This window comes from Microbispora rosea, assembly GCF_900156315.1.
Taxonomy (GTDB): Bacteria; Actinomycetota; Actinomycetes; order Streptosporangiales; family Streptosporangiaceae; genus Microbispora; species Microbispora rosea.
This window is the reverse complement of the sequence record NZ_FTNI01000020.1, coordinates 155,930-176,533: the sequence shown is the minus strand read 5'-3', so window position 1 is coordinate 176,533 and position 20,604 is coordinate 155,930. Positions and strand designations below refer to the sequence as shown.

Below are 20,604 nucleotides of genomic sequence, written 5' to 3'. Positions count from 1 at the left end.
CGTCACCGACACCACAAAGAGTGCCGCTATGACGGGGTCATGCATGATTTCATGCACTGGCTTTTAGCACACTGTTGAGTTCTCAAGAAACGGACGCGACCACCATCACCCGAAACCTCAGAAGGTCCCACGCTCCGGGGCGTTATCACCGTTTGTTTTTCTTTTGTCTTGCTGGTCTTAATTCTTCCCGACCGGCTCTTTCGTGTCAAATCCGCCCCACCGGGACTTCTTGACCCGAAACCCGCCGACCGACAGGAATTTCGACCCCCCGTTTCCGGGGCAACCCCTCTAACTTACCCGAACCCCCACCCCGGCGCAAAACCACCGAGAACCAGAAGATCGAAAAGTACGAGAAGCTCACCGGCAACCACCGTGCACACGCAAGACAACCACCGAAGTGATCGAAGAGGAGTGCGCCGAACCGCGCCGACACCACAAGATTACCAGGGTCCGGCACCGCCATGACCCAACTTGCAGAGAACGCCTGGAGCCCCCGGATGTATTCCGGTCGTCTCACGGCCGGTAGGCGGGGACCGCGACGCGCCGGCCCCGGCCTCCTGTTCCCCGGCACGGGTTATCCACAGGCCGCAGCGAGGAGACGTGGCGGGACCATGCCGAACATAGACTTTGGCGGGTGAGCGACATGCCGCCTGTAGCGAAGAAGGTTCCCCTGGAGCGCACGCATCACGGTGACACCGTGGTCGACGAGTATGCGTGGCTGCTCAAGAAGGACGATCCCGACACCATCGCGTACCTGGAGGCGGAGAACGCCTATACCCAGGAGATGACCGGCCACCTGCAGGACCTCCAGGAGAGCATCTTCAAGGAGATCAAGGGCAGGACGCTGGAGACCGACCTGTCGGTGCCCACGCGCAAGGGCGCCTGGTGGTACTACTCCCGGACCGAAGAGGGCAAGCAGTACGGCATCCAGTGCCGCGTGGCCGCCGACGGTGACAGCCCGCCCCAACTGGAGCCGGGCACGTCGCTTCCCGGCGAACAGGTGATCCTGGACGGCAACGAGCTCGCGGGCGACAGCCCCTTCTTCTCCATGGGTACGAGCGCGGTCAGCCCCGACGGCACGAAGCTCGCCTACTCGACCGACTTCTCCGGAGACGAGCGCTTCACTCTCCGGTTCAAGGATCTGGAGACGGGCGAACTGCTCCCGGACGAGATTCCGGGTGTCTTCTACGGCGGCGCCTGGTCGGCCGACGGGTCCACGTTCTTCTACACGACGGTGGACGAGGCGTGGCGGCCGTACCGGATCCACCGGCACACCCTCGGCTCGACGGATGACACCGTCGTCTACCAGGAGGACGACGAGCGCTTCTGGGTGGGCATCGGCCTGACCCGCAGCCAGCGCTACCTGGTGCTGACCTCGGGCAGCAAGATCACCAGCGAGGTCCGGGTCCTCGACGCGGCCGCCCCGGGAGGCGAGTTCGCGGTGGTCCGCCCCCGGCAGACCGGCGTGGAGTACGGGCTGGAGCACGCGGCCGGCCGCTTCCTCATCCTGCACAACGACGGCGGCGCCGTGAACTTCGAGCTCGCCACTGCGCCCATCGACGATCCGGGGAGCTGGACTCCGCTGATCGAGCACAGGGACGACACACGGCTGCTCGATGTGGACGCGTTCAAGGACTTCGTCAGCGTCCACTTCCGGCGTGACGGTCTCACCGGCGTCCGGATCCTGCCGGGCGACGGCGGCGAGCCGTACGAGATCTCCTTTCCGGAGCCGCTGTACGACGTCGCGCCGACCGGCAACGCGGAGTTCGAGACCAGCCGGCTGCGCCTCAGCTACACGTCCATGGTCACTCCGCCGTCGGTGTACGACTACGACCTGCGCTCGCGCGAGCTGATCCTGCTCAAGCAGAGGGCGGTGCTCGGCGGCTACGACCCCGCCGACTACGAGCAGTTCCGCGAATGGGCCACCGCTCCTGACGGCACCAGGATCCCGATCTCGATCGTGGTCCGGAAGGACACGAGCCGGCCCGCCCCCACCCTGCTCTACGGCTACGGCAGCTACGAGTCGTCCATCGATCCCTACTTCTCGGTGGCCCGGCTCTCGCTGCTCGACCGAGGGTTCGTGTTCGCGATCGCCCACGTGCGCGGGGGCGGCGAGATGGGCCGCCGGTGGTACGAGGACGGCAAGCTCACCAGCAAGAAGAACACCTTCACCGACTTCGTGACGGCCGCTCGGCATCTGAAGGCCGAGGGATGGTCCGACAAGGTCATCGCCAGGGGCGGTTCGGCCGGTGGTCTGCTCGTGGGCGCGGTCGCCAATCTGGCGCCCGAGGAGTTCGCGGGGATCGTCGCCGAGGTCCCGTTCGTGGACGCGCTGAACACGATCCTCGACCCGTCGCTGCCGCTCACGGTGACCGAGTGGGACGAGTGGGGCGACCCGCTGCACGACCCCGAGGTCTACGCGTACATGAAGACCTACTCGCCCTACGAGAACGTCGACGGCCGGGCATACCCGCCGATCCTGGCGACCACCAGCCTCAACGACACGCGGGTGCTCTACCACGAGCCGGCCAAGTGGATCGCCCGGCTCCGCGCCACCGCGCAGGGCGGTCCGTTCCTGTTGAAAACCGAGATGGGCGCCGGCCATGGAGGCCGCAGCGGCCGTTACGACGCCTGGCGTGAGGAGGCGTTCGCGCTCTCCTGGATCCTGAACCGAGTTGGAGTGACCGAGTGAGCTATGTGGCTGCCGAGGGCCGGTATGGGCCCATGCCGTACAACCGGACCGGACGGAGCGGGCTGAGACTGCCCGCGGTGTCGCTCGGGTTGTGGCACAACTTCGGCGACGACAAGCCGATCGAGACCCAGCGGGCCATCCTCCGCCGGGCCTTCGACCGCGGGGTCACCCACTTCGACCTCGCCAACAACTACGGTCCGCCGTACGGCTCCGCCGAGATCAACTTCGGGCACCTCTACCAGCAGGATTTCGCCAGGTATCGCGACGAGCTGGTGATCTCCACCAAGGCGGGGTACGACATGTGGCCCGGCCCGTACGGCAACTGGGGGTCGCGCAAGTATCTGCTCGCGAGCCTCGACCAGTCGCTGAAGCGGATGGGCCTCGACTACGTGGACATCTTCTACAGCCACCGCTTCGATCCGGAGACGCCCCTGGAGGAGACCATGGGGGCGCTGGCCCACGCGGTCCGCTCGGGCAAGGCGCTCTACGCGGGCATCTCGTCCTACTCTCCCGAGCGAACCCGGCAGGCCGCGGCGATCCTGCGGGACATGGGCACGCCGCTGCTCATCCACCAGCCCTCCTACTCCATGCTCAACCGGTGGATCGAGAACGGGCTGCTCGACGTGCTGGAGGAGGAGGGCGCCGGCTGCATCGCGTTCTCTCCGCTGGCACAGGGCATGCTGACCGGCCGCTACCTGAACGGCATCCCGAAGGACTCGCGGGCGGCCCAGGGCAAGTCGCTCGATCCGTCCCTGCTCACGGAGGAGAGCCTCCGCCATGTCCGACGGCTCAACGAGATCGCCGGGCAGCGCGGGCAGTCGCTGGCACAGATGGCCCTGGCCTGGGCGCTTCGCGACCCGCGGGTGACGTCGGTACTGATCGGCGCGTCCAGCGTCGAGCAACTCGACGAGAGCCTCGACGCGATCAACCGGCTCGACTTCACCCAGGACGAGCTGGACGCGATCGACAAGGACGCCGTCGAGTGCGGGATCAACCTCTGGGCCGATTCCAGCGCGCACTGAGCGTCCACGAGCCGCGGGGGCACGGCGCGGCCGGCGCGTGCCCCCGGCTTGTGACCCCTGGCTTGTGACCCCCGGCTCGTCGGCCCCCGGCTTTTGACCCCCACGATCCGCCTGGCCCGGGATGCCGGGCGGCAGGACGGCTCAGAGGGCGTTCTGACGCTGGAGGTAGGCGAAGGAGGCCCAGCCGGGGAGGACGGGCAGCCAGAACGTCATCAGCCGGAACAGCAGCACGGCCGAGGTGGCGATGGGGCCCGGCACGCCGGCGACCTGCAGGCCGAGCGACAGGGCGTACTCCACCGCGCCGAGGCCGCCGGGCGTCGGAGCGGCCGAGCCGATGGCGTTGCCGGCCAGGAACACCACGGCGACCGCCGTGAAGCTGGCCTCGCCGCCGAAGGCCTGCACGCACGCCTGGAGGCAGATCACGAAGCTGAGGGTGAGCAGCAGGGTCCCGCCCACCGCTTCGACCATCTTCTTGGGTGACTGCACGACGTCGAGCAGCCGCGGGATCACCCCGGAGAACATGGCACGCAGGCGGGTGGTCAGCAAGCGGCGCAGCGGCCCCACGGCCAGCACGATCAGGAAGAGCACCGCGACGCCGAGCAGCACGACGAGCAGGCCCCGTGACGGGGTGAGGGACGGCGCGGCCTGCGTTCCGGTGAGGTAGCCGAACAGCAGCAGCAGCATGATGTGCATGGCCAGGCCGATGAGCTGCGAAGCCCCCACACTGGTCACCGCCGCCGCCGGCGGGACGCCCCGTTTCTGCAGGTAGCGGGTGTTGAGTGCGACGCCGCCGACCGCGGCCGGCGCGACCAGCTTCACGAACGACGCGGCGAGCTGGGCCAGGACCGTACGGCCGAGCGGCAGCGGCTCGGGCACGAACCCGCGCAGCAGGATCGCCGCCGCGACGTAGCTGAGGGCGCTGGCGACCAGCGCGACGCCGCTCCACGCCCAGTTGGCCGTGGTGAGCACGGTGATCAGGTTGACCCGGCTGAGCTGGGTGAGCAGTAAATAGGCGCCGAGTGCGCTGACGATGATCGTCACCAGCGTCCGGGGGCGGAACCGCTCGAGCCGCACCTCCTCGACCTCGACCTGCGGCTTCAGCGCGACGATCTGCTCCCGGATGGCGGGCAGGAGCTTCCTGTCCCTGCGGGCGGCCGTCCGGGTGTCCCGGCTCAGCGCGATCCGCTGGAGCAGCGGCATCGCCCCGGCCAGCGTGTTCTCTCCCAGCACCTTCGCCGCCGCCCCGACGGAGCGCTCGGCTCCGACGCGGGTGCCGAGGTAGGCGAGGAGTTGGGCGATGTCGAGCCGCAGCAGCAGGTCGCCCGCCGCGATCTCGCCGCTGCGGGCGTCCACGAGGTAGACGTTCCGCTGGGTGTCGACGTGGATGCTCTCGCCGGTGAGGTGGCGGTGGGCCAGGCGGTGCGCGTGCAGCAGCCGGACCTGCTCCCACATCCGCTCCAGCAGCTCGTCGTCGAAGTCCTCGTCCTGCAGGTCGCTCACCGGCCGGGTGTCCACGTGCTCGTAGGCGAGCAGCGCGGCCTCGGTGCCGACCTCGCTCGTGCCGAGCAGGCGCGGCAGCCGTACCCCGGCGGCCTGCGCGGCGTACGCCATCAGCGCCTCGCGCTCCAGCTCGGCGCGCAGCGAGCGGATGGCCCTGCGCCGGGTCTCGTTGTTGAGCAGGAAACGCCGCCACAGCCGGTAGAGGACGCCCGCCACCTGCCGATCGCGGTCGAGCACGGTCACGTCGATCCGCTGGTCGCCGACGAGGCCGACCAGGTAGCGGCGGCTGCCCGAGCTGTCGTCCTCCACGCGCCTGGCGCTGACCGGGGCGAAGCCGAGTCTGCGCAGCGCGGCCAGCACGGCGCTGCCGGGCGGCCTGGTGTTCGCGCTGCCGATGCCGTAGAGCGTGCCGAACCCGACGGCGAGGCCGACGACGTAGGTCATGATCACGCCGAGGGCGGTGACCTTGGTGGCGGTGAAGAGCGCAAACACGTCCAGGGCGAGCGCGACCCACATGAGCGCGCGCCAGTGGGGACGCCGCCCCATCCGCACCGCCGTGGCGTACGCGATGGCGGGGGTGAGCACGGTGTTGAGCGGCTCGACCTCCCTGCCGCCGGTGAGCAGCTGCACCAGGTCGGCCGGGCCGGAGTGGATCAGCGACTCGCCGAGCACGTACGAGACCAGCAGAGCGAGGATCGCGGCGATCAGCCCCTGGGTGACACGCATGCCGTCGCGGTGGAAGACCCGCTCGACGGCGAACGCCACCGGGACGATGAGCACGGCGACGCCGCCCAGCAGCCCGGCGGCGGCCGACAGCACCTCGGGGGCGCGGCCGGTGCCCGCCTGGACGTCGGTCTCCAGGCCGTTCAGCGTGCGTTGCAGGGCCAGCGCCATCAGTATGACGGCGGCCAGGCCCAGCAGCGTGAGCAGGAACCGCAGTGCGTCGGAAGGACGGCGGATCCGCTGCGGCAGCAGAGGCTCGACGACGAGGACAGCTCCTTGGCCAGGAGTGTCCAGCGTTATGTCCTGCTCCTTGATGCCTCTCACCACCAGCGATTCTGTGCGATCTTCGCACTCGGTGTCCACAATTGACGGCATGCGTATATCCCTGGCCTCGGACAGCCTCGACGGAATCGCGTCGGTGCTTGCGTCCGAGGTGGAACAGCGCGGCCATTCAGTCACACTCTATGGAGCACTGGCCCCCGGCGACCGGGCCGATTGGGCGTGGTGCTGTTCCGCCGCGGCGAGGGACGTCGCGGAGGGCCGCGCGGACCAGGCCGTGGTCTGTTGCTGGACCGGCACCGGCGCTTCCATAGCGGCAAACAAGGTAGCGGGCGTGCGGGCGGCGCTGTGCACCGACGCCTCAACCGCCGCGGGCGCCCGCATGTGGAACGACGCCAACGTGCTCGCGCTCAGTCTCCGCCTCACCTCCCAGCAGGTTCTGACGGAGATCCTGGACGCCTGGTTCTCGGGGTCGCCGAGCACCGAGCCCGAGGACGCGGCGAACATCTCCTATGTGGGGGAAATCCGGTAGAGACCGACCGTGGGCCGCACGCTAACGTCGATGCCATGAGCACGTCGCTACCCGTCCTCGGCGCCTGTCCGCTCGACTGCCCCGACACCTGCTCGTGGGTCGTCACCGTACGCGACGGCGAGGCCGTCGGGTTGCGCGGCAACCGCGACCACCCCTACACGCGCGGGGCCCTGTGCGTGAAGGTCAACCGCTACCTGGAGCAGGTGCGGTCGGCCGACCGCGTTCTCCACCCGTTGAAGAGGGTGGGGCCGAAGGGCTCCGGCCGGTTCGAACGGATCAGCCTGGACCAGGCGCTTTCGGAGATCGCCGCCAAGCTGACGTCGATCGTCGAGGAGCACGGCGGCGAGGCGATCTGGCCCTACCAGGGCACCGGGACGCTCGGCTACGTCCAGGGCGAGTCGGGTCAGGCCGGGCGGCGGTTCTGGAACGCCCTCGGCGCGTCCCGGCACGACCTCAACATCTGCGCGCGGGCCGGCAACGACGGGCTGCGGTACGTCAACGGGACTCCCGGCGGCATGGACCCGGAGACGTTCGCCCTGTCGCGGCTCATCCTGTTGTGGGGCACCAACACGCTGACCAGCGGCCACCACCTGTGGAAGTTCGTCCAGGACGCCCGCGCCGCCGGGGCGTACGTCGTCGCGATCGACCCCATCCGCACGCGTACGGCCGACCAGGCGGACGAGCACCTGCCGATCCGGCCGGGCACCGACGCCGCGCTCGCCCTCGGCCTGCTGCACGTCGTGCTGGAGGAGGGCGCCGAGGACCGCGCGTACATCGAGGAGCACACGACCGGCTGGGACGAGTTCGAAGCCGAGATCCGCAGGCATCCGCCGGCGCTGGTGGCGGAGATCACCGGCCTGCCCGAGGAGCGGATCCGCGCCCTCGGCGTACGGCTCGCGCACACCCGCCCGACCGGCATCCGCGCCACGATGGGCATCCAGCGGCACGCGGGCGGCGGGGCCGCGATGCGGGTGATCGCCTGCATTCCCGGCGTCACCGGCGACTGGCGCCACCCGGGCGGCGGCGTGGCCTACTCCACCTCGGGATACGCGCCCACGGGCCCCGACCCGCGCGACGATCTGCTCCCCCATCCCGTACGTACGCTCACGATGACCCGGCTGGCCGACGGGCTCGACGAGTCGGTCAAGTGCCTGTGGGTCTACGCGGCCAACCCCCTCGGCTCCACCTCCGACCAGAACCGGATCAGGGCGGCGCTGGCGCGGGAGGACCTGTTCACGGTGGTGATGGAGCAGTTCCCGACCGACACCGTCGACTACGCCGACTACGTGCTGCCCGCCACCATGCAGATCGAGCACCTGGACGTGCACCACGGCTACGGTCACATGTACATGGTGTGGAACGAGCCCGCCGTCGAGCCGCCGGGCGAGTGCCTGTCGACGACCGAGACGTTCCGCCGGCTGGCCCGCAAGATGGGCCTGACCGAGCCGTCTCTGTACGACAGCGACCTCGACCTGGCCGAGCAGACGCTCGCCCAGGTGGGGATCTCCGTGGAGGAGTGCCGCAAGCAGGGGTGGGCGCGTCTGCGGGTGGCCGACCCGTTCGTGCCGTTCGCGGAGGGCTTCCCGACGCCGAGCGGACGGCTGGAGTTCGTCTCCGCGAAGGCCGAGGCCGCCGGGCTGCCGCGCGTGGCGGGCTACGTCCCCTCGTTCACCGCCCGTACGGCTCCCGCCGACCGGCCGCACCCGCTCGTCATGATCACCCCGGCCGCGCACACGTTCCTGAACACGCAGTTCGCCAACAACCCGGAGCTGCGCAAGCGCTCGAAGGGCCCGCGGGTGATGGTCAACCCGGCCGACGCCGCGTCCCGGGGCCTCGTGGACGGCCAGGCCGCCCGGGTCTTCAACGGCAACGGCGAGTTCAGGGCGTACGTGGAGGTCAGCGATCGGGTGGCGCAGGGGGTGGTGGCGGCGCCGAAGGGCCACTGGCCGAAGCTGTCGGCGGGCGCCAACCCCAACGCGCTGGTGGACGAGCGGGACGCCGACATGGGCCGGGGCCCGGTCTACCACGACAACTTCGTCGACGTCGCCCCGCTCTCAAGCGAGGAGCAGTTTGAACCCCTCGTGTGAGGCGGCGAAGCCGAGCGAGCCGTAGAAGCGGTGGGCCTCGGTGCGGGCCTTGTCGGAGGTGAGCTGCACCAGCGCGCAGCCGCGCTCCCGGGCCCGCTCGACCGCCCACCGCATCATCTCCCGGCCGATCCCCCGGTTGCGGTGGGGCACGGCGACCCTGACCGCCTCGATCAGCGCGCGCTCGCCGCCACGCCGCGACAGTCCGGGAATGTAGGTGATCTGCATGGTCCCGACCACCTCGCCGTCCGACTCGACGACGATCAGCTCGTTGCGCGGGTCGGTGTCCACCGCCTCGAAGGCGGCGTAGTAGTCCGGCTCCCCCGAAGACGGGCGGGCGGCGGTGATCGGGTCCTCGTTGATCAGGTTGACGATGACGGGGACGTCCTCACGCCGGGCCGTACGGAATCGCAGATCCATGCCGGGGAGCCTAACCGGGGGGTGTCAGGGGCGGCTCAGGGACTTCCCCGATGCCGATGAAACGCCCGAAAGGGCACGCTGTAGTCATGAACGAACTGACCCGCATGGACGAGATGTCCTTGGCCGGCGCGGCCCTGCGCGGCGCGCCCTGGCGAGCCGCGGCGACGTCCGGTGGGGCGGTCGCGGCCACGAGCTTCATCCTGGGCGTCATCCTGCCCGGCCCGGCCGACCTGACGTGGGCCCTGTGCGCGGGGATCACCGTGTTCGCCCTCGTCGCGGCGATCGGCGCGATCTCCAAGCCGGACACCGGCGACCGGGTGACCCGGCAGGCCCGTCTGTGGGCGCTGCGCCACCCCTGGCGCTTCTCGCTCTACCCGGGCCTCGGCGCGGCGGCCCTCATGTATCCCGTGCAGCTGGTGATCGACCGCGAGGGCCTCTTCGGCGCGGCCTTCGACGCGCTGTGGGGCGGCGCGCTCGTGCTGCTGATCACCGCCGTCCTCACGTTCTCGATGCGGGGCCGGGCCAAGGGCGCCTGACCCTCAGTCCTCTCGCTCCGCCGCGCTGCGGCAGACGCAGAACTCGTTGCCCTCGGGGTCGAGCAGAGTGACCCATCCGGCGCCGTCCGGCGTCCGATGGTCCTCGTACGGCTTGGCCCCGAGCGCGAGCAGCCGCTCCACCTCCTGGTCGCGGGTGCCGTCCCCGGTGGGCCTCATGTCGAGGTGCAGGCGGTTCTTGACCGTCTTGCCGTCGGGCACCCGGATGAAAAGCAGGTGCGGAGGGCCGCTCGGCCGGTCCAGCATGACCTCGTCGTCCTCCGGCTCGGAGTCGACGAGCGGCCAGCCCAGGGCCTCGCTCCACCACTGGGCCAGCTCGTACGGCCGGGCGCTGTCGATCGTCATCGTGTGGATCTCAATCATGCGCCCACCCAATCCCGACACCGGCAAAGGTGTCAAGCGGGTTACGTCGCCGCCCGTCGCGGTCGCAGCTCCCTGGCGAGGCTGACCGCGGACACCAGGGCCCAGACCCCCTCCAGCAGCAGGAATCCCCAGTCGTCGCCCGCGTACGCGAGCCACGCGAGCACCGCGGAGCCGACGAGATTGAGCACGAGGTAGATCTTCGAGCGGTTGTCGAGGACGTTCATCTGGGAGAGCAGGAACGCGCCGAGGATGAGAACGGCGCCGGCGATCTGCAGAACTTGGTCCATGTCCTTCCGCCCACCGTCTTCGCTGGGCCGGGTACGGCGGGCACCTCGTCCGGGGAGGCCGCGGATCGCGGCCTTCTCACAACGGGACCATACCTGTTGTGCGTCACCAAACCGTGCGATCTGTGGCGCAGACCATGGATACCACCGGTTACTCGCGGGTAGCATTCGTTTAGAGTTACCGACCAGTACGTTACCCCCGGGTTCGGTTCTAGGAGCGCACACAGATGGGTCACTACAAGAGCAACGTCCGCGACCTGGAGTTCAACCTCTTCGAGGTGTTCGGCCGCGGGGAGATCCTCGGCACCGGCCCGTTCGCCGAGGTCGACGAGGACACCGCGCGAAGCGTGCTGGACGAGGTCAACCGGCTGGCCACCGGCCCCCTCGCCGCCTCGTTCGAGGACGCCGACCGCCACCCGCCCGTCTTCGACCCCGCCACCCACAGCGTGACCATGCCGGAGAGCTTCAAGCGCTCCTACCAGGCGTGGGTGGACGCCGAGTGGTGGCGCCTGGAGCTGCAGCCGGAGCTCGGCGGCACGCCCGCCCCGCGCAGCCTGGTGTGGGCCATGGCCGAGATGGTGCTCGGCGCCAACCCCGCCGTGTGGATGTTCGCCTGCGGCCCGGCCTTCGCCCGCCTGCTTTTCGAGCTCGGCACCCCCGAGCAGAAGCGGTTCGCCGAGCTGGCCGTCGAGCGGCACTGGGGCGCGACCATGGTGCTGACCGAGCCCGACGCCGGCTCCGACGTGGGCGCGGGCCGTACGAAGGCGATCAGGCAGCCCGACGGCACCTGGCACATCGAGGGCGTCAAGCGCTTCATCACCAGCGCCGAGCACGACATGGCCGAGAACATCTTCCATCTCGTGCTGGCCCGGCCCGAGGGCGCCAGGCCCGGCACCAAGGGGCTGTCGATGTTCCTCGTGCCGAAGTATCTGGTGGACCTGGAGACCGGCGAGCTGGGCGAGCGCAACGGCGTCTACGTCACCAACGTCGAGAAGAAGATGGGCCTGAAGGTCTCCACGACCTGCGAGCTCACGCTCGGCGAGAAGCACCCCGCCATCGGGTACCTGGTCGGCGACGCGCACGACGGCATCCGGCAGATGTTCATGGTGATCGAGAACGCCCGCATGATGGTGGGCGCCAAGGCCATCGCCACGCTGTCCACCGGCTACCTCAACGCGCTGGACTTCGCGAAGAACCGCGTCCAGGGCGCCGACCTCACGCGCTCGGGCGACAAGACCGCCCCGCGCGTCACGATCACCCACCACCCCGACGTACGCCGCGAGCTCATGCTGCAGAAGTCGTACGCCGAGGCCATGCGGGCGCTGGTCATCTACACGGCGACGATCCAGGACCAGATCCAGATCGCCGAGTTCGAGGGCCGCCGCGACGAGGCCGCCGAGGCGCTCAACGACCTGCTGCTCCCGCTGGTCAAGGGCGTCGGCTCCGAGCGGTCGTACGAGCTGCTGGCCCGCTCGCTGCAGACGCTCGGCGGCTCGGGCTTCCTGCAGGACTACCCGATCGAGCAGTACATCCGCGACTCGAAGATCGACTCGCTGTACGAGGGCACGACCGCGATCCAGGGCCAGGACCTCTTCTTCCGCAAGGTGCTCAAGAACCAGGGCGCGGCGCTGGGTTCGCTGCTCGGCGAGATCAAGGCGTTCGCCGCCTCCCAGGCGGGCAACGGACGGCTGAAGGTCGAGCGCGGCCTGCTCGACGAGGCGGCCGACGAGGTGAAGGCGATGGCCGACACGATGGCCGGTTGGGCGATCGCCTCCATGGAGACGCCGCAGGAGGTCTACAAGGTCGGCCTCAACACCACCCGGTTCCTCATGGGGCTGGGCGACCTGGTGCTGGGCTGGCTGCTGCTGCGCCAGGCCGAGATCGCGCTGAACGCCCTGTCCGCCTCGGAGGAGGACAAGGCGTTCTACACGGGCAAGGTGGCCGCGGCCTCGTTCTTCGTGCAGACCGTGCTCCCCCGTCTGGCCGCCGAGCGCCGCGTGCTCGCCGCCACCGGCCAGGACCTCATGGAACTCCCCGAAGACTCCTTCTAACCCCGGCCGTGATCTTGGAGTTTGTCGCAGCGACAGGCTTATGTGCGACAAACTACAAGATCACGCGGGGAGGGGGTTGGGGGTGGTGTGGTCGTCGGTGTTGACGGTCTGGAGGAGTTCCTCGCGCTCGGGGGTGTTCTCGGGGCGAATGAAGCCGATGATCGTGAAAAGCACCAGCGAGGTGGCCACCGGCGCGGCCGTCGCCACGGCGGTCGAGACGTCGCTCATGCCGTAGTTGGTGAGCCAGAAGACGAACAGGCCTGCCGCCCATGAGATCAGCGCGGCCGTCGGGCCGGACCTGCGGAACAGCGGCAGCATCCCGAGCAGCAGCGGGATCGAGATCGGGCCGATGAGCCCGGCCACCCACTTGATGACGACCGTGATGATGTCCTTCAGCACCGGGCTGTTGACCTGGGTGGCCACGGCCATCGACAGCGCGATGAAGGCCACCGTGGTGACCCGGGCCGCGACCAGGGCGGCCCTGGTGTCCCAGGCCCGCGCCGCCCGGGACAGCACAGGGAGCACGTCGCGGGTGAAGACCGAGGCGATCGCGTTGGCGTCGGAGGAGGCCATCGCCATCGTGTGCGAGAAGAAGCCGGCGATCACCAGGCCGAGCAGCCCGTGCGGGATGAGCTGGGTGGTCAGCAGCGCGTACGAGTCGCTCGCGTCCGGCTTGGTCGCGTGGACCAGCAGCGGCGCGGCCCACATCGGGAAGAACAGCAGCAGCGGCCAGACCGCCCACAGCACGGCCGACAGCCGCGCGCCGCGGGCCGCCTGCGCCGCGGTCGGCGCGGCCATGTAGCGCTGCGCCTGGTTCCACATGCCGCCGTTGTACTCGAACGTCTTGATGAACAGGAACGCGAGCAGGAACGTCATCGTGTAGGGGCCGTTGAGCGGATTCGCGTGATCGGGCGGCAGCCGGTCCCACATGTCCCCCACGGCGCCGATGCCGCCGAGCTTGGCGAGGACGGCGAAGAGCATCACGACGCCGGCGAGGAGCTGGATGACGAACTGCCCGAAGTCGGTGAGCGCGTCGGCCCACAGGCCGCCGACCGTGCAGTAGACGGCGGTGACGACGCCGGTGATCAGGATGCCCTGGTTGAGCGACAGGCCGGTGAACGTCGACAGCAGCGTGGCGATCGCGGCCCACTTCGCGCCGACGTCCACGATCTTCAGCAGGCCGCCCGACCAGGCGAGCGCCTGCTGGGTCGGCACGTTGTAGCGCTTGGCGAGGAACTCCAGCGGCGAGCTGACCCTGAGCTTCGACCGGATCCGGTTCAGCCTCGGCGCGAACAGCACCGAGCCGATCGCGATGCCGATCGCGATCGGGAAGGCCCAGGTGACGTACGAGGTGGCGCCGTAGAGGTAGGCGATCCCGGCGTACCCGGTGAACATGACGGCGCTGTAGCCGGACATGTGGTGCGAGATGCCGGCCAGCCACCAGGGCATCTTGCCCCCGGCGGTGAAGAAGTCGCTGATGTTGCCGATACGCCGGTGCGAGTAGACGCCGATTGCCACCATGACGACGAAATAGGCGCCCAGAACGCACCAGTCCAATGGGTTCACGCGCGTCGTACCTCCGGGTGAACGGCGGCACCCGGACCGACAACCGCCTGGCCTCGTTACGATGCGCCCGCCCCCCGCCCGGCGTCAATGGCGGTGTCGCAGGTCACGGGCGTACGCGAGAGCGGGCCGGCCTCGTGACGCAGGTCACAGGCTGTTCATGTTCATGAACCAGCTTCGTGTATCTGAATCGTTATCAGGAATGGCCTTGATCTCGCACTGGGTGGAGGGTGAAAGTGTGCGGCGAAATGAGATTCCAGCAAGCGGCACAGAACGGACCCGTCACCGCCTGGCACCGGTGATCGTCCGGCAGGGGACGTGCGCGATTGGAGAGGAGGACGAGGGGCGCCGCCCGCCCCTCACATGAATACGCCCACCCCTCACATGAACACGCCCGGGCGCACGGGAGAGCGGGTCAGACGGCCGCGACCACAGCGGAGCGCCGTTCGAGTGCGGCCGAGAAGACGGCCAGTACGAGCGCGGAGGCGGCGAGCAGGGCGCCCACCCAGTTGGGCGCGGTGTAGCCCAGGCCCGCCGCGATGACGAGGCCGCCGAGCCAGGAGCTCAGGGCGTTGCCGAGGTTGAAGGCGCCGATGTTGACCGCCGAGGCCAGCGTCGGCGCACCGTGGGCGAGATCGAGCACGCGCTTCTGCAGCGGCGGCACGGTGGCGAAGCCGAGCGCCCCCACCAGGGCGACGGTCACCGGGGCGAGGATCTTGCTGTGCGCGGTCAGGGTGAAGGCGGCGAGGACGACCGCGAGGGCGCCCAGCGAGACGTACAGCATCGGCATCAGCGCGCGGTCGGCGAACTTTCCCCCGACGAGGTTGCCGGCCACCATGCCGAGACCGAAGAGGACCAGCAGCCAGGTCACCGCGCCTTCGGGGTAGCCCGCGACCCGGACCATCATCGGCGCGATGTACGTGATGGCCGCGAAGACGCCGCCGAACCCGAGCACGGTCATGCCCATCGCGAGCAACACCTGGACGTCGCGGAGTGCGGCCACTTCATGACGCAGGCGTACGCCCTCGGGCCGCGGCATCTCGGGCACGAGCACGGCGATGCCGATCAGGCCGACGACGCCGAGCCCGGCGACGATGGCGAAGGTCGTCCGCCATCCGGCGACCTGGCCGACCAGGGTGCCCAGGGGGACGCCGACGACGTTGGCCACGGTCAGACCGGTGAACATCAGGGCGATCGCACCGGCCCTCCGGTGCGGGGCGACCAGTTCCGCCGCGACCACGGAGCCGATGCCGAAGAACGCACCGTGCGCGAGCGAGGCGATCACCCGGCCGGCCAGCATCGCCCCGAAGCCCGGCGCGAGGGCCGAGAGCAGGTTGCCCGCGACGAACAGCGCCATCAGCAGCATCAGCACGCGCTTGCGGGACATGGCCGTCCCCAGCACGGTCATCGGCGGGGCGCCGACCACCACGCCCAGGGCGTAGCCGGTGACGAGCAGGCCGACGGTCGGAATGGAGACGCCGAGGTCGGACGCCACCTGCGGGAGCAACCCCGTGATCACGAACTCGGTGGTCCCGATCCCGAAGGCCCCGATGGCGAGGGCTACGAGTGCGAGCGGCATGAACGTCCCCCAACGATTGCACGAGCGATTAACACGCGCCGACAATAGTTGCAGGCGCTTGATACTTGCAAGCGCGGGCTATTGCAGGGGTGCAGTATCCTCGACGGAGTCGCACGCGAACGGAGGAGAGTCGATGACGGCCACGGACCCCGCCCTCACCGCTCTCGCGCAGGGCTGGTGCGCCCTCTCCCTGTTGCACGAGAAGATCGAGGCGCACATCGAGCGCGCCCTGCAGAGCGAGCACGGCCTGAGCGTGCGGGAGTACTCCTTGCTGGAGACGCTCAGCCGGCAGCACGACGGCCCCGGCGGCCACCTGCAGATGAAGCAGGTCGCCGACGCCGTGGTGCTCAGCCAGAGCGCGACGACGCGCCTGGTGACCCGGCTCGAAGAGCGGGGACTGCTCACCCGCTACCTGTGTCCCACCGACCGCCGCGGGATCTACACCGACGTCAGCCCCGCGGGCCTGGCGCTGCTCGCCGAGGCCCGGCCCACGAACGACGCCGCCCTGCGGGAAGCCCTCGACCAGGCGGCCCGGAACCCCCGGCTCGCCCCTCTGGTCGAAGCGGTCGAATCACTGCACGTGCAGGGCTGAGCCCCGACGCCCGCCGGAGGCGAGCCTAGAGGACGTACTGCACGGCCGCGCGGGCGGCGAGGATCGGCGCGATGCACTCGTCGACCACCGCCAGGTGGACCGGGTGGTCACGGTAGACGACGTAGTCCTCGGGGGAGTCGAAATCGGCGACCACGGCGAAGGAGTAGTTGTCCTCGTTGACGCCCGCGTCGTGACCGATCCGGTAGGAGCGCACCTCGGGGATGGCATCCGGCAGCCCGCTCAGCCGCCTTGCCACCTCGGCCCGCTGCTCCTCGGTGGCGTCCTCGGTCCACTGCAGCAGCACGACGTGGCGGAACATGCACTCCCCCTGGGATGAGACGCACGCGGCCGGACGGCCGCCTTCACGGCGCTCATCCTCTCATCATCGATGACGGAGGCGTAGGCGCGGTGGGTGTTCGGGGTGGCCGGCCGGGCGATCGGCCCGGCCGGCCGTCAGCCGGAGCCCGCGTCAATCGCCGGGCGGGGGGACCGATCGACGAGCGCTCCGGCCCTGCCATTGCTCCACGACCTGCCGGAACGCCGCGCTCACGAGAGACAGAAGTTCGGCGGAGGACTCGAAGCGGGCGCCCGCCGGGGTCGCCGCTCCGAGGACCTCGGCTCCGCGCTGCGATGCGGCCACCAGGGCGTCGTTCATCTGCATGGACGCGAGCATGGACCGGATCCAGATCTCGTCGTCGATGACATAGCGTTCGCGCCGCGCACCGGGGACCCGTTCCCGCCTGAGCATGCCCTGCTGTTCGAGGAAGGCGATGGCGTGCGAGATCGAGGCAGGGCTGACGTGGAGCCGCTGGACCAGGTCGGCGGCGGTGAGTGCCCCGGAGTCCGTGACGTACAGGCAGACCAGCACCCTGGCCTCCATCCGGGGCAGCCCCTGCTGCACGAGGATGGCGATGAAGGACTCGGTGAAGTCCTGCACCGCCTGGGGGTCACGCCCATGGCCGCCGTCGGACACCGGCGGCGCCGGAGGCCGAGCCTGCTTGTGCCGCCGCGCCCGGTGCCGGGTGGCCTCGTGCGCCCGGTCGGCTCCGTAGTCGTCGGGTCCGCCGTTGCGGGTGACCTCCCGCATGATCGTCGAGGCGGGCCGTCCCAGGCGCCGGCCGATCTCGGCGTATCCGAGCCCCTCGGCCAGCCCCTCAGCGATCTGCTGACGGTCCTCGTTGGTGAGTCTGCCTCCGGGCATCGGCGCTCGTCCCCTGTCTCCCGACACGCGTGGAGCTCGGCGCTCGCACGCTGCACAGTATGCATTCACTCGCAGTCCATTGCAATGCGCATCTGATCACCCATTGCATTCAGCTTCATTTTAATTGCAAAGAACTCCCGTACTCCTCCGTCTACAAGGGATGAAAGGTCGTCTTTGCTTGTTGACCGTTTTATGAATGCAATGTAGTGTCGCAGACGTTCAGAGATTCCCGAACACACGTGAGTGCCGATGGCACCGCGGAGGGAGTCCCGGCGAAAGCCGATCGATCACTGTGTGAGGAGATTGACGATGAGAACCGGAGACAGCGGCTTCTCCGCGACCGGGCTGCGCAGGGTGCGCGAGGTGCTGACGCGATATGTCGACTCGGGGCGGATTCCCGGTCTTGTCGCCCTGGTCAGCCGGAGCGGCCGGACACATGTGGAAGCGATCGGGACGATGCGTCATGACGGCGGCGCGCCGATGCGCCGGGACACGATCTTCCGGATGGCCTCGACGTCCAAGCCGGTCTCGGTGGCGGCGGCAATGGTCCTGCTGGACGAGTGCAGGCTGCGACTGGACGACCTGGTGGACCCGTGGATGCCGGAACTGGCCGGCCGCCGGGTGTTGAAGCGGATCGACGGTCCGCTGGACGACACCGTGCCGGCGCGGCGGCCGATCACCGTGCGGGACGTGCTGACCTCCACCTTCGGACTCGGCATGGACATGACCTCGCTGGGCACCCCGATCATGAACGCGGTCTTCGAGCAGGGGCTCACGCCCAACCTGCCGGTGCCGATGCCCGAGCAGGACGAGTGGATGCGCCGCCTCGGCGAGCTCCCGCTGATGTACCAGCCCGGAGAGCGCTGGCAGTACCACATCAGCAGCGACCTGCTCGGCGTGCTGGTGTCCAGGGTCACCGGCCAGTCGTTCGAGGAGTTCCTGCGCGAGCGCATCTTCGATCCGCTGGGGATGACCGACACCGGTTTCCACGTGCCCGCCGACAAGATCGACAGGCTGCCGACCCTCTACGCCCCCGACCCGCAGACCGGCGAGTTCCTCGTGTGGGACGAGGCCAAGGGCGGACGGTGGAGCGAGCCTCCGGCGTTCCAGGGCGGGGGCGGCGGGCTGGTCTCCACCGTCGACGACTACCACGCCTACTTCCGCATGCTGCTCAACGGCGGGACGCACCAGGGGAAGCGCATCTTGTCCCGGCCCGCCGTCGAACTGATGACCACCAACCGCCTCACGCCCGAGCAGAACGCCGCCCGCACCGCCATGGCCGTCGACAACGTCCACATCTCGCACGGCCAAGGACAGCACGGCGGCTGGGGCTTCGGGATGGCGGTGCGCACCTACCGCGGCGACTACGCCCCCGTCGGCCAGTTCGGCTGGGACGGCGGAAGCGGCGCCGCGGCCTACGCCGACCCGGCCAACCAGCTCACCGGACTCCTGCTCACCCAGGTCGGCGCGTCCACCCCGGACTCGATGCAGCTCATCCACGACTTCTGGACCACGCTCTACCAGGCGATCGACGACTGACACCGGGCCCGCGTCGCGGCAGACCCGCCCTCAGCCCAGCCCCCTCAGCCCCCTCGGCCCCGCCCCGAGCCCTCTCCCGGGCACCGGCGGGACCCCTTCCCCATCCGTGCACCAGATGTAAAGGACCACACGACCATGTCCGTCACCCTCACCGACCAGGACAAGATCACCCTGCGGACCGCCGCCTACGGCGCCGTCTCGCTGCTGGCCGCCGCCGGCGCCACCGGCTCGCCCCACAAGGTCGCCACCCAGGGCTCCATCGCCCTTGCCTCGGCGACCGGCCTCGTCGGGCACGTGCTCGCCGACAAGTCGACGGGCATGGACCTGAGCGGCAAGTCCGTCGCCGAACTCGCCGACCGTGTGCTGCCGGCCCTGACGGCATCCGTGCACCTGCTCAAGCGGCAGGCGCCGGCCGAGGCCGACAACTTCCGCAGCACCGTCCTCGTCGCCGTCGAAGCGGCCGCCCGGGCCCAGAAGGGCGAGCCCGGCCCCACCATGGCCGACATGGCCCGCAAGATCACCAAAGCTCTCGACGCCGCCTGACGGGAGGTCCCGGGGTCTCCCCGGACCCGGGACGCGGCGACGGCCGGCCCGCCGATGCCCGGCGCCTGGCCGTCGCCCGCCTCCGTCAGGTCCTCACAGCCAGTGCCACTCGATGGAGGCCCGCCTGCGCCGGTCGGCGAGCCACTCGCCGAAGGCGGTCTCCCCCGCCGCGGCCAGCGTCTCCGGGTCGTCCCGCCCCGCCCGGCGCTCCAGCACGATCCCGGTCAGATAGCCGTCGCCGTACGTCACCGGGCCGACCAGCGTGTCGTGCGCGGCGCGGCGCAGGGGCGCGGGCAGGTCCCTGGCCCACCGCTCGCCGACGGTCACCACGGCCTCCCCGCAGGCCACCAGGCCGCCCCCGCGCAGCGACTCCCCGTTCACCGGCTGCGAGCCGATCACCCACAGCGCGCGTACGCGGTCGAAGTCGCCGCGGCGGGCCGCGAGGTGACCCGGCGCGAGCTCGGCCTCCTTGCGCCGCCGGAAGCGCCGCCGCCGCGCGATCCCGGCCATGAACGCCTCGAACTGCTCGCCCGACAGCGACATCTCCGCCAGCCAGGCCAGCGTGGAGGCGCGGTCACGCAGGCCGTGGCCCGCACGGAACTCCTCGGTGGCGGCCCGGATGTCGGCGTCGCCGAGGGGCTCGCCGTCCTCCAGCGTCTCGTTCATCAGCAGGCACTGCTCGACGATCTCGTCGTGGACGTCGCGATCGCCGTACGGCCGCCTGGGCAGCAGCATGAGCGCCTCGGCGAGGCGCAGGCGCACGCGGTCGACCGTGAGGACCGCGGCGGACGCCGTCACCGGCACGGCGGTCATGCCGCCGGCCAGGCGGCGACGGCTTCTCTGACCGGCGGCCCGGCGCGCTTCTCCACCGGCGTCGGCGCGCCGTCCGGATCGATCTCCAGGGGGAGGTGCTCGCCTCCGGAGGCCGCGGTCACCCGTGACCTGGCGGCGGACTCACCACTGCCGCACCAGGTCACGGGCACGCCCCAGTGCTCGATCTCCGGGAGGACACGGCACACGGTGGTGTCCTCCCGGTCGCTCAGTATGAGGATCACAGGCGAACGGTAGGAATCCGAGCTTGCG

The 20,604-nt window shown here is 69.9% G+C and carries 19 protein-coding genes and 1 riboswitch; of the genes, 9 read left to right on the top strand and 10 right to left on the bottom strand.

Annotation, left to right across the window (positions count from 1 at the left end; genetic code table 11):
* The first annotated feature begins 643 nt into the window (after positions 1–643).
* Complete coding sequence (locus BXA11_RS26360) at positions 644–2,692, top strand: S9 family peptidase (protein WP_076438773.1); 2,049 nt, start codon at positions 644–646, stop codon at positions 2,690–2,692.
* Complete coding sequence (gene mgrA, locus BXA11_RS26355; protein ID WP_076438771.1) at positions 2,689–3,714, top strand: L-glyceraldehyde 3-phosphate reductase; 1,026 nt, start codon at positions 2,689–2,691, stop codon at positions 3,712–3,714. The genes BXA11_RS26360 and mgrA overlap by 4 nt, the downstream gene beginning before the upstream one ends.
* Positions 3,715–3,855: 141 nt before the next feature.
* Here the strand turns inward: mgrA and BXA11_RS26350 are convergent, their stop codons facing one another.
* The gene (locus BXA11_RS26350; RefSeq protein WP_239105030.1) at positions 3,856–6,261 is read right to left on the bottom strand and encodes a lysylphosphatidylglycerol synthase transmembrane domain-containing protein; all 2,406 of its coding nucleotides are present in this window, start codon (positions 6,259–6,261) and stop codon (positions 3,856–3,858) included.
* Positions 6,262–6,310: 49 nt separating this feature from the next.
* Here BXA11_RS26350 and BXA11_RS26345 point away from each other — a divergent pair, with 49 nt between their 5' ends.
* Together BXA11_RS26345 and BXA11_RS26340 are read left to right on the top strand one after the other, a co-directional pair.
* Positions 6,311–6,748, top strand: a complete 438-nt coding sequence (locus BXA11_RS26345; protein WP_076438812.1) for an RpiB/LacA/LacB family sugar-phosphate isomerase — start codon at positions 6,311–6,313, stop codon at positions 6,746–6,748.
* A 35-nt stretch (positions 6,749–6,783) separates the two neighbouring features.
* Entirely contained in the window at positions 6,784–8,835 is a 2,052-nt protein-coding gene (locus tag BXA11_RS26340) for a molybdopterin-containing oxidoreductase family protein (protein ID WP_076438769.1), read from the top strand.
* Here the strand turns inward: BXA11_RS26340 and BXA11_RS26335 are convergent.
* Complete coding sequence (locus BXA11_RS26335; RefSeq protein WP_030508834.1) at positions 8,803–9,252, bottom strand: GNAT family N-acetyltransferase; 450 nt, start codon at positions 9,250–9,252, stop codon at positions 8,803–8,805. The two genes, BXA11_RS26340 and BXA11_RS26335, sit on opposite strands and share 33 nt — an antisense overlap.
* A gap of 86 nt (positions 9,253–9,338) precedes the next feature.
* Here BXA11_RS26335 and BXA11_RS26330 point away from each other — a divergent pair, with 86 nt between their 5' ends.
* Positions 9,339–9,788: a hypothetical protein gene (locus BXA11_RS26330; protein ID WP_030508833.1), complete on the top strand. Its 450-nt coding sequence runs from the start codon at positions 9,339–9,341 to the stop codon at positions 9,786–9,788.
* Positions 9,789–9,791: 3 nt separating this feature from the next.
* Here BXA11_RS26330 and BXA11_RS26325 read toward each other — a convergent pair whose 3' ends face one another.
* Complete coding sequence (locus BXA11_RS26325; RefSeq protein ID WP_076438767.1) at positions 9,792–10,169, bottom strand: VOC family protein; 378 nt, start codon at positions 10,167–10,169, stop codon at positions 9,792–9,794.
* A gap of 41 nt (positions 10,170–10,210) precedes the next feature.
* The gene (locus BXA11_RS26320) at positions 10,211–10,456 is read right to left on the bottom strand and encodes a CBU_0592 family membrane protein (RefSeq protein WP_076438766.1); all 246 of its coding nucleotides are present in this window, start codon (positions 10,454–10,456) and stop codon (positions 10,211–10,213) included.
* Between the two features lie 5 nt (positions 10,457–10,461).
* A riboswitch (guanidine-III (ykkC-III) riboswitch) is annotated at positions 10,462–10,533 on the bottom strand.
* 147 nt (positions 10,534–10,680) lie between these two features.
* Between BXA11_RS26320 and BXA11_RS26315 the strand changes: the two genes are divergently transcribed.
* Positions 10,681–12,504, top strand: a complete 1,824-nt coding sequence (locus tag BXA11_RS26315) for an acyl-CoA dehydrogenase (RefSeq protein WP_076438764.1) — start codon at positions 10,681–10,683, stop codon at positions 12,502–12,504.
* Between the two features lie 60 nt (positions 12,505–12,564).
* Here BXA11_RS26315 and BXA11_RS26310 read toward each other — a convergent pair whose 3' ends face one another.
* Both BXA11_RS26310 and BXA11_RS26305 read right to left on the bottom strand, forming a co-directional pair.
* Positions 12,565–14,070, bottom strand: coding sequence for a sodium:solute symporter family protein (locus BXA11_RS26310; protein WP_076438762.1), 1,506 nt, complete (start codon positions 14,068–14,070; stop codon positions 12,565–12,567).
* A 412-nt stretch (positions 14,071–14,482) separates the two neighbouring features.
* Positions 14,483–15,646, bottom strand: coding sequence for an MFS transporter (locus tag BXA11_RS26305; protein ID WP_076438760.1), 1,164 nt, complete (start codon positions 15,644–15,646; stop codon positions 14,483–14,485).
* A 133-nt stretch (positions 15,647–15,779) separates the two neighbouring features.
* Here BXA11_RS26305 and BXA11_RS26300 point away from each other — a divergent pair, with 133 nt between their 5' ends.
* Complete coding sequence (locus tag BXA11_RS26300; protein WP_076438759.1) at positions 15,780–16,238, top strand: MarR family winged helix-turn-helix transcriptional regulator; 459 nt, start codon at positions 15,780–15,782, stop codon at positions 16,236–16,238.
* Positions 16,239–16,263: 25 nt separating this feature from the next.
* Here the strand turns inward: BXA11_RS26300 and BXA11_RS26295 are convergent, their stop codons facing one another.
* Positions 16,264–16,557: a Dabb family protein gene (locus BXA11_RS26295; protein WP_076438757.1), complete on the bottom strand. Its 294-nt coding sequence runs from the start codon at positions 16,555–16,557 to the stop codon at positions 16,264–16,266.
* A gap of 150 nt (positions 16,558–16,707) precedes the next feature.
* Positions 16,708–17,439 carry a GbsR/MarR family transcriptional regulator gene (locus BXA11_RS26290; protein ID WP_076438755.1) on the bottom strand — a complete coding sequence of 244 codons (732 nt, stop codon included), beginning with the start codon at positions 17,437–17,439 and terminating at the stop codon, positions 16,708–16,710.
* A gap of 309 nt (positions 17,440–17,748) precedes the next feature.
* Here BXA11_RS26290 and BXA11_RS26285 point away from each other — a divergent pair, with 309 nt between their 5' ends.
* Positions 17,749–18,978, top strand: a complete 1,230-nt coding sequence (locus tag BXA11_RS26285) for a serine hydrolase domain-containing protein (protein ID WP_076438753.1) — start codon at positions 17,749–17,751, stop codon at positions 18,976–18,978.
* A 135-nt stretch (positions 18,979–19,113) separates the two neighbouring features.
* On the top strand, positions 19,114–19,521 hold the full coding sequence (locus tag BXA11_RS26280; RefSeq protein WP_076438751.1) for a hypothetical protein: 408 nt from the start codon (positions 19,114–19,116) through the stop codon (positions 19,519–19,521).
* A gap of 93 nt (positions 19,522–19,614) precedes the next feature.
* Here the strand turns inward: BXA11_RS26280 and BXA11_RS26275 are convergent, their stop codons facing one another.
* Together BXA11_RS26275 and BXA11_RS26270 are read right to left on the bottom strand one after the other, a co-directional pair.
* Complete coding sequence (locus BXA11_RS26275; RefSeq protein WP_076438749.1) at positions 19,615–20,334, bottom strand: hypothetical protein; 720 nt, start codon at positions 20,332–20,334, stop codon at positions 19,615–19,617.
* Positions 20,331–20,576: a hypothetical protein gene (locus BXA11_RS26270; RefSeq protein ID WP_076438747.1), complete on the bottom strand. Its 246-nt coding sequence runs from the start codon at positions 20,574–20,576 to the stop codon at positions 20,331–20,333. The genes BXA11_RS26275 and BXA11_RS26270 overlap by 4 nt, the downstream gene beginning before the upstream one ends.
* Positions 20,577–20,604: the final 28 nt, after the last annotated feature.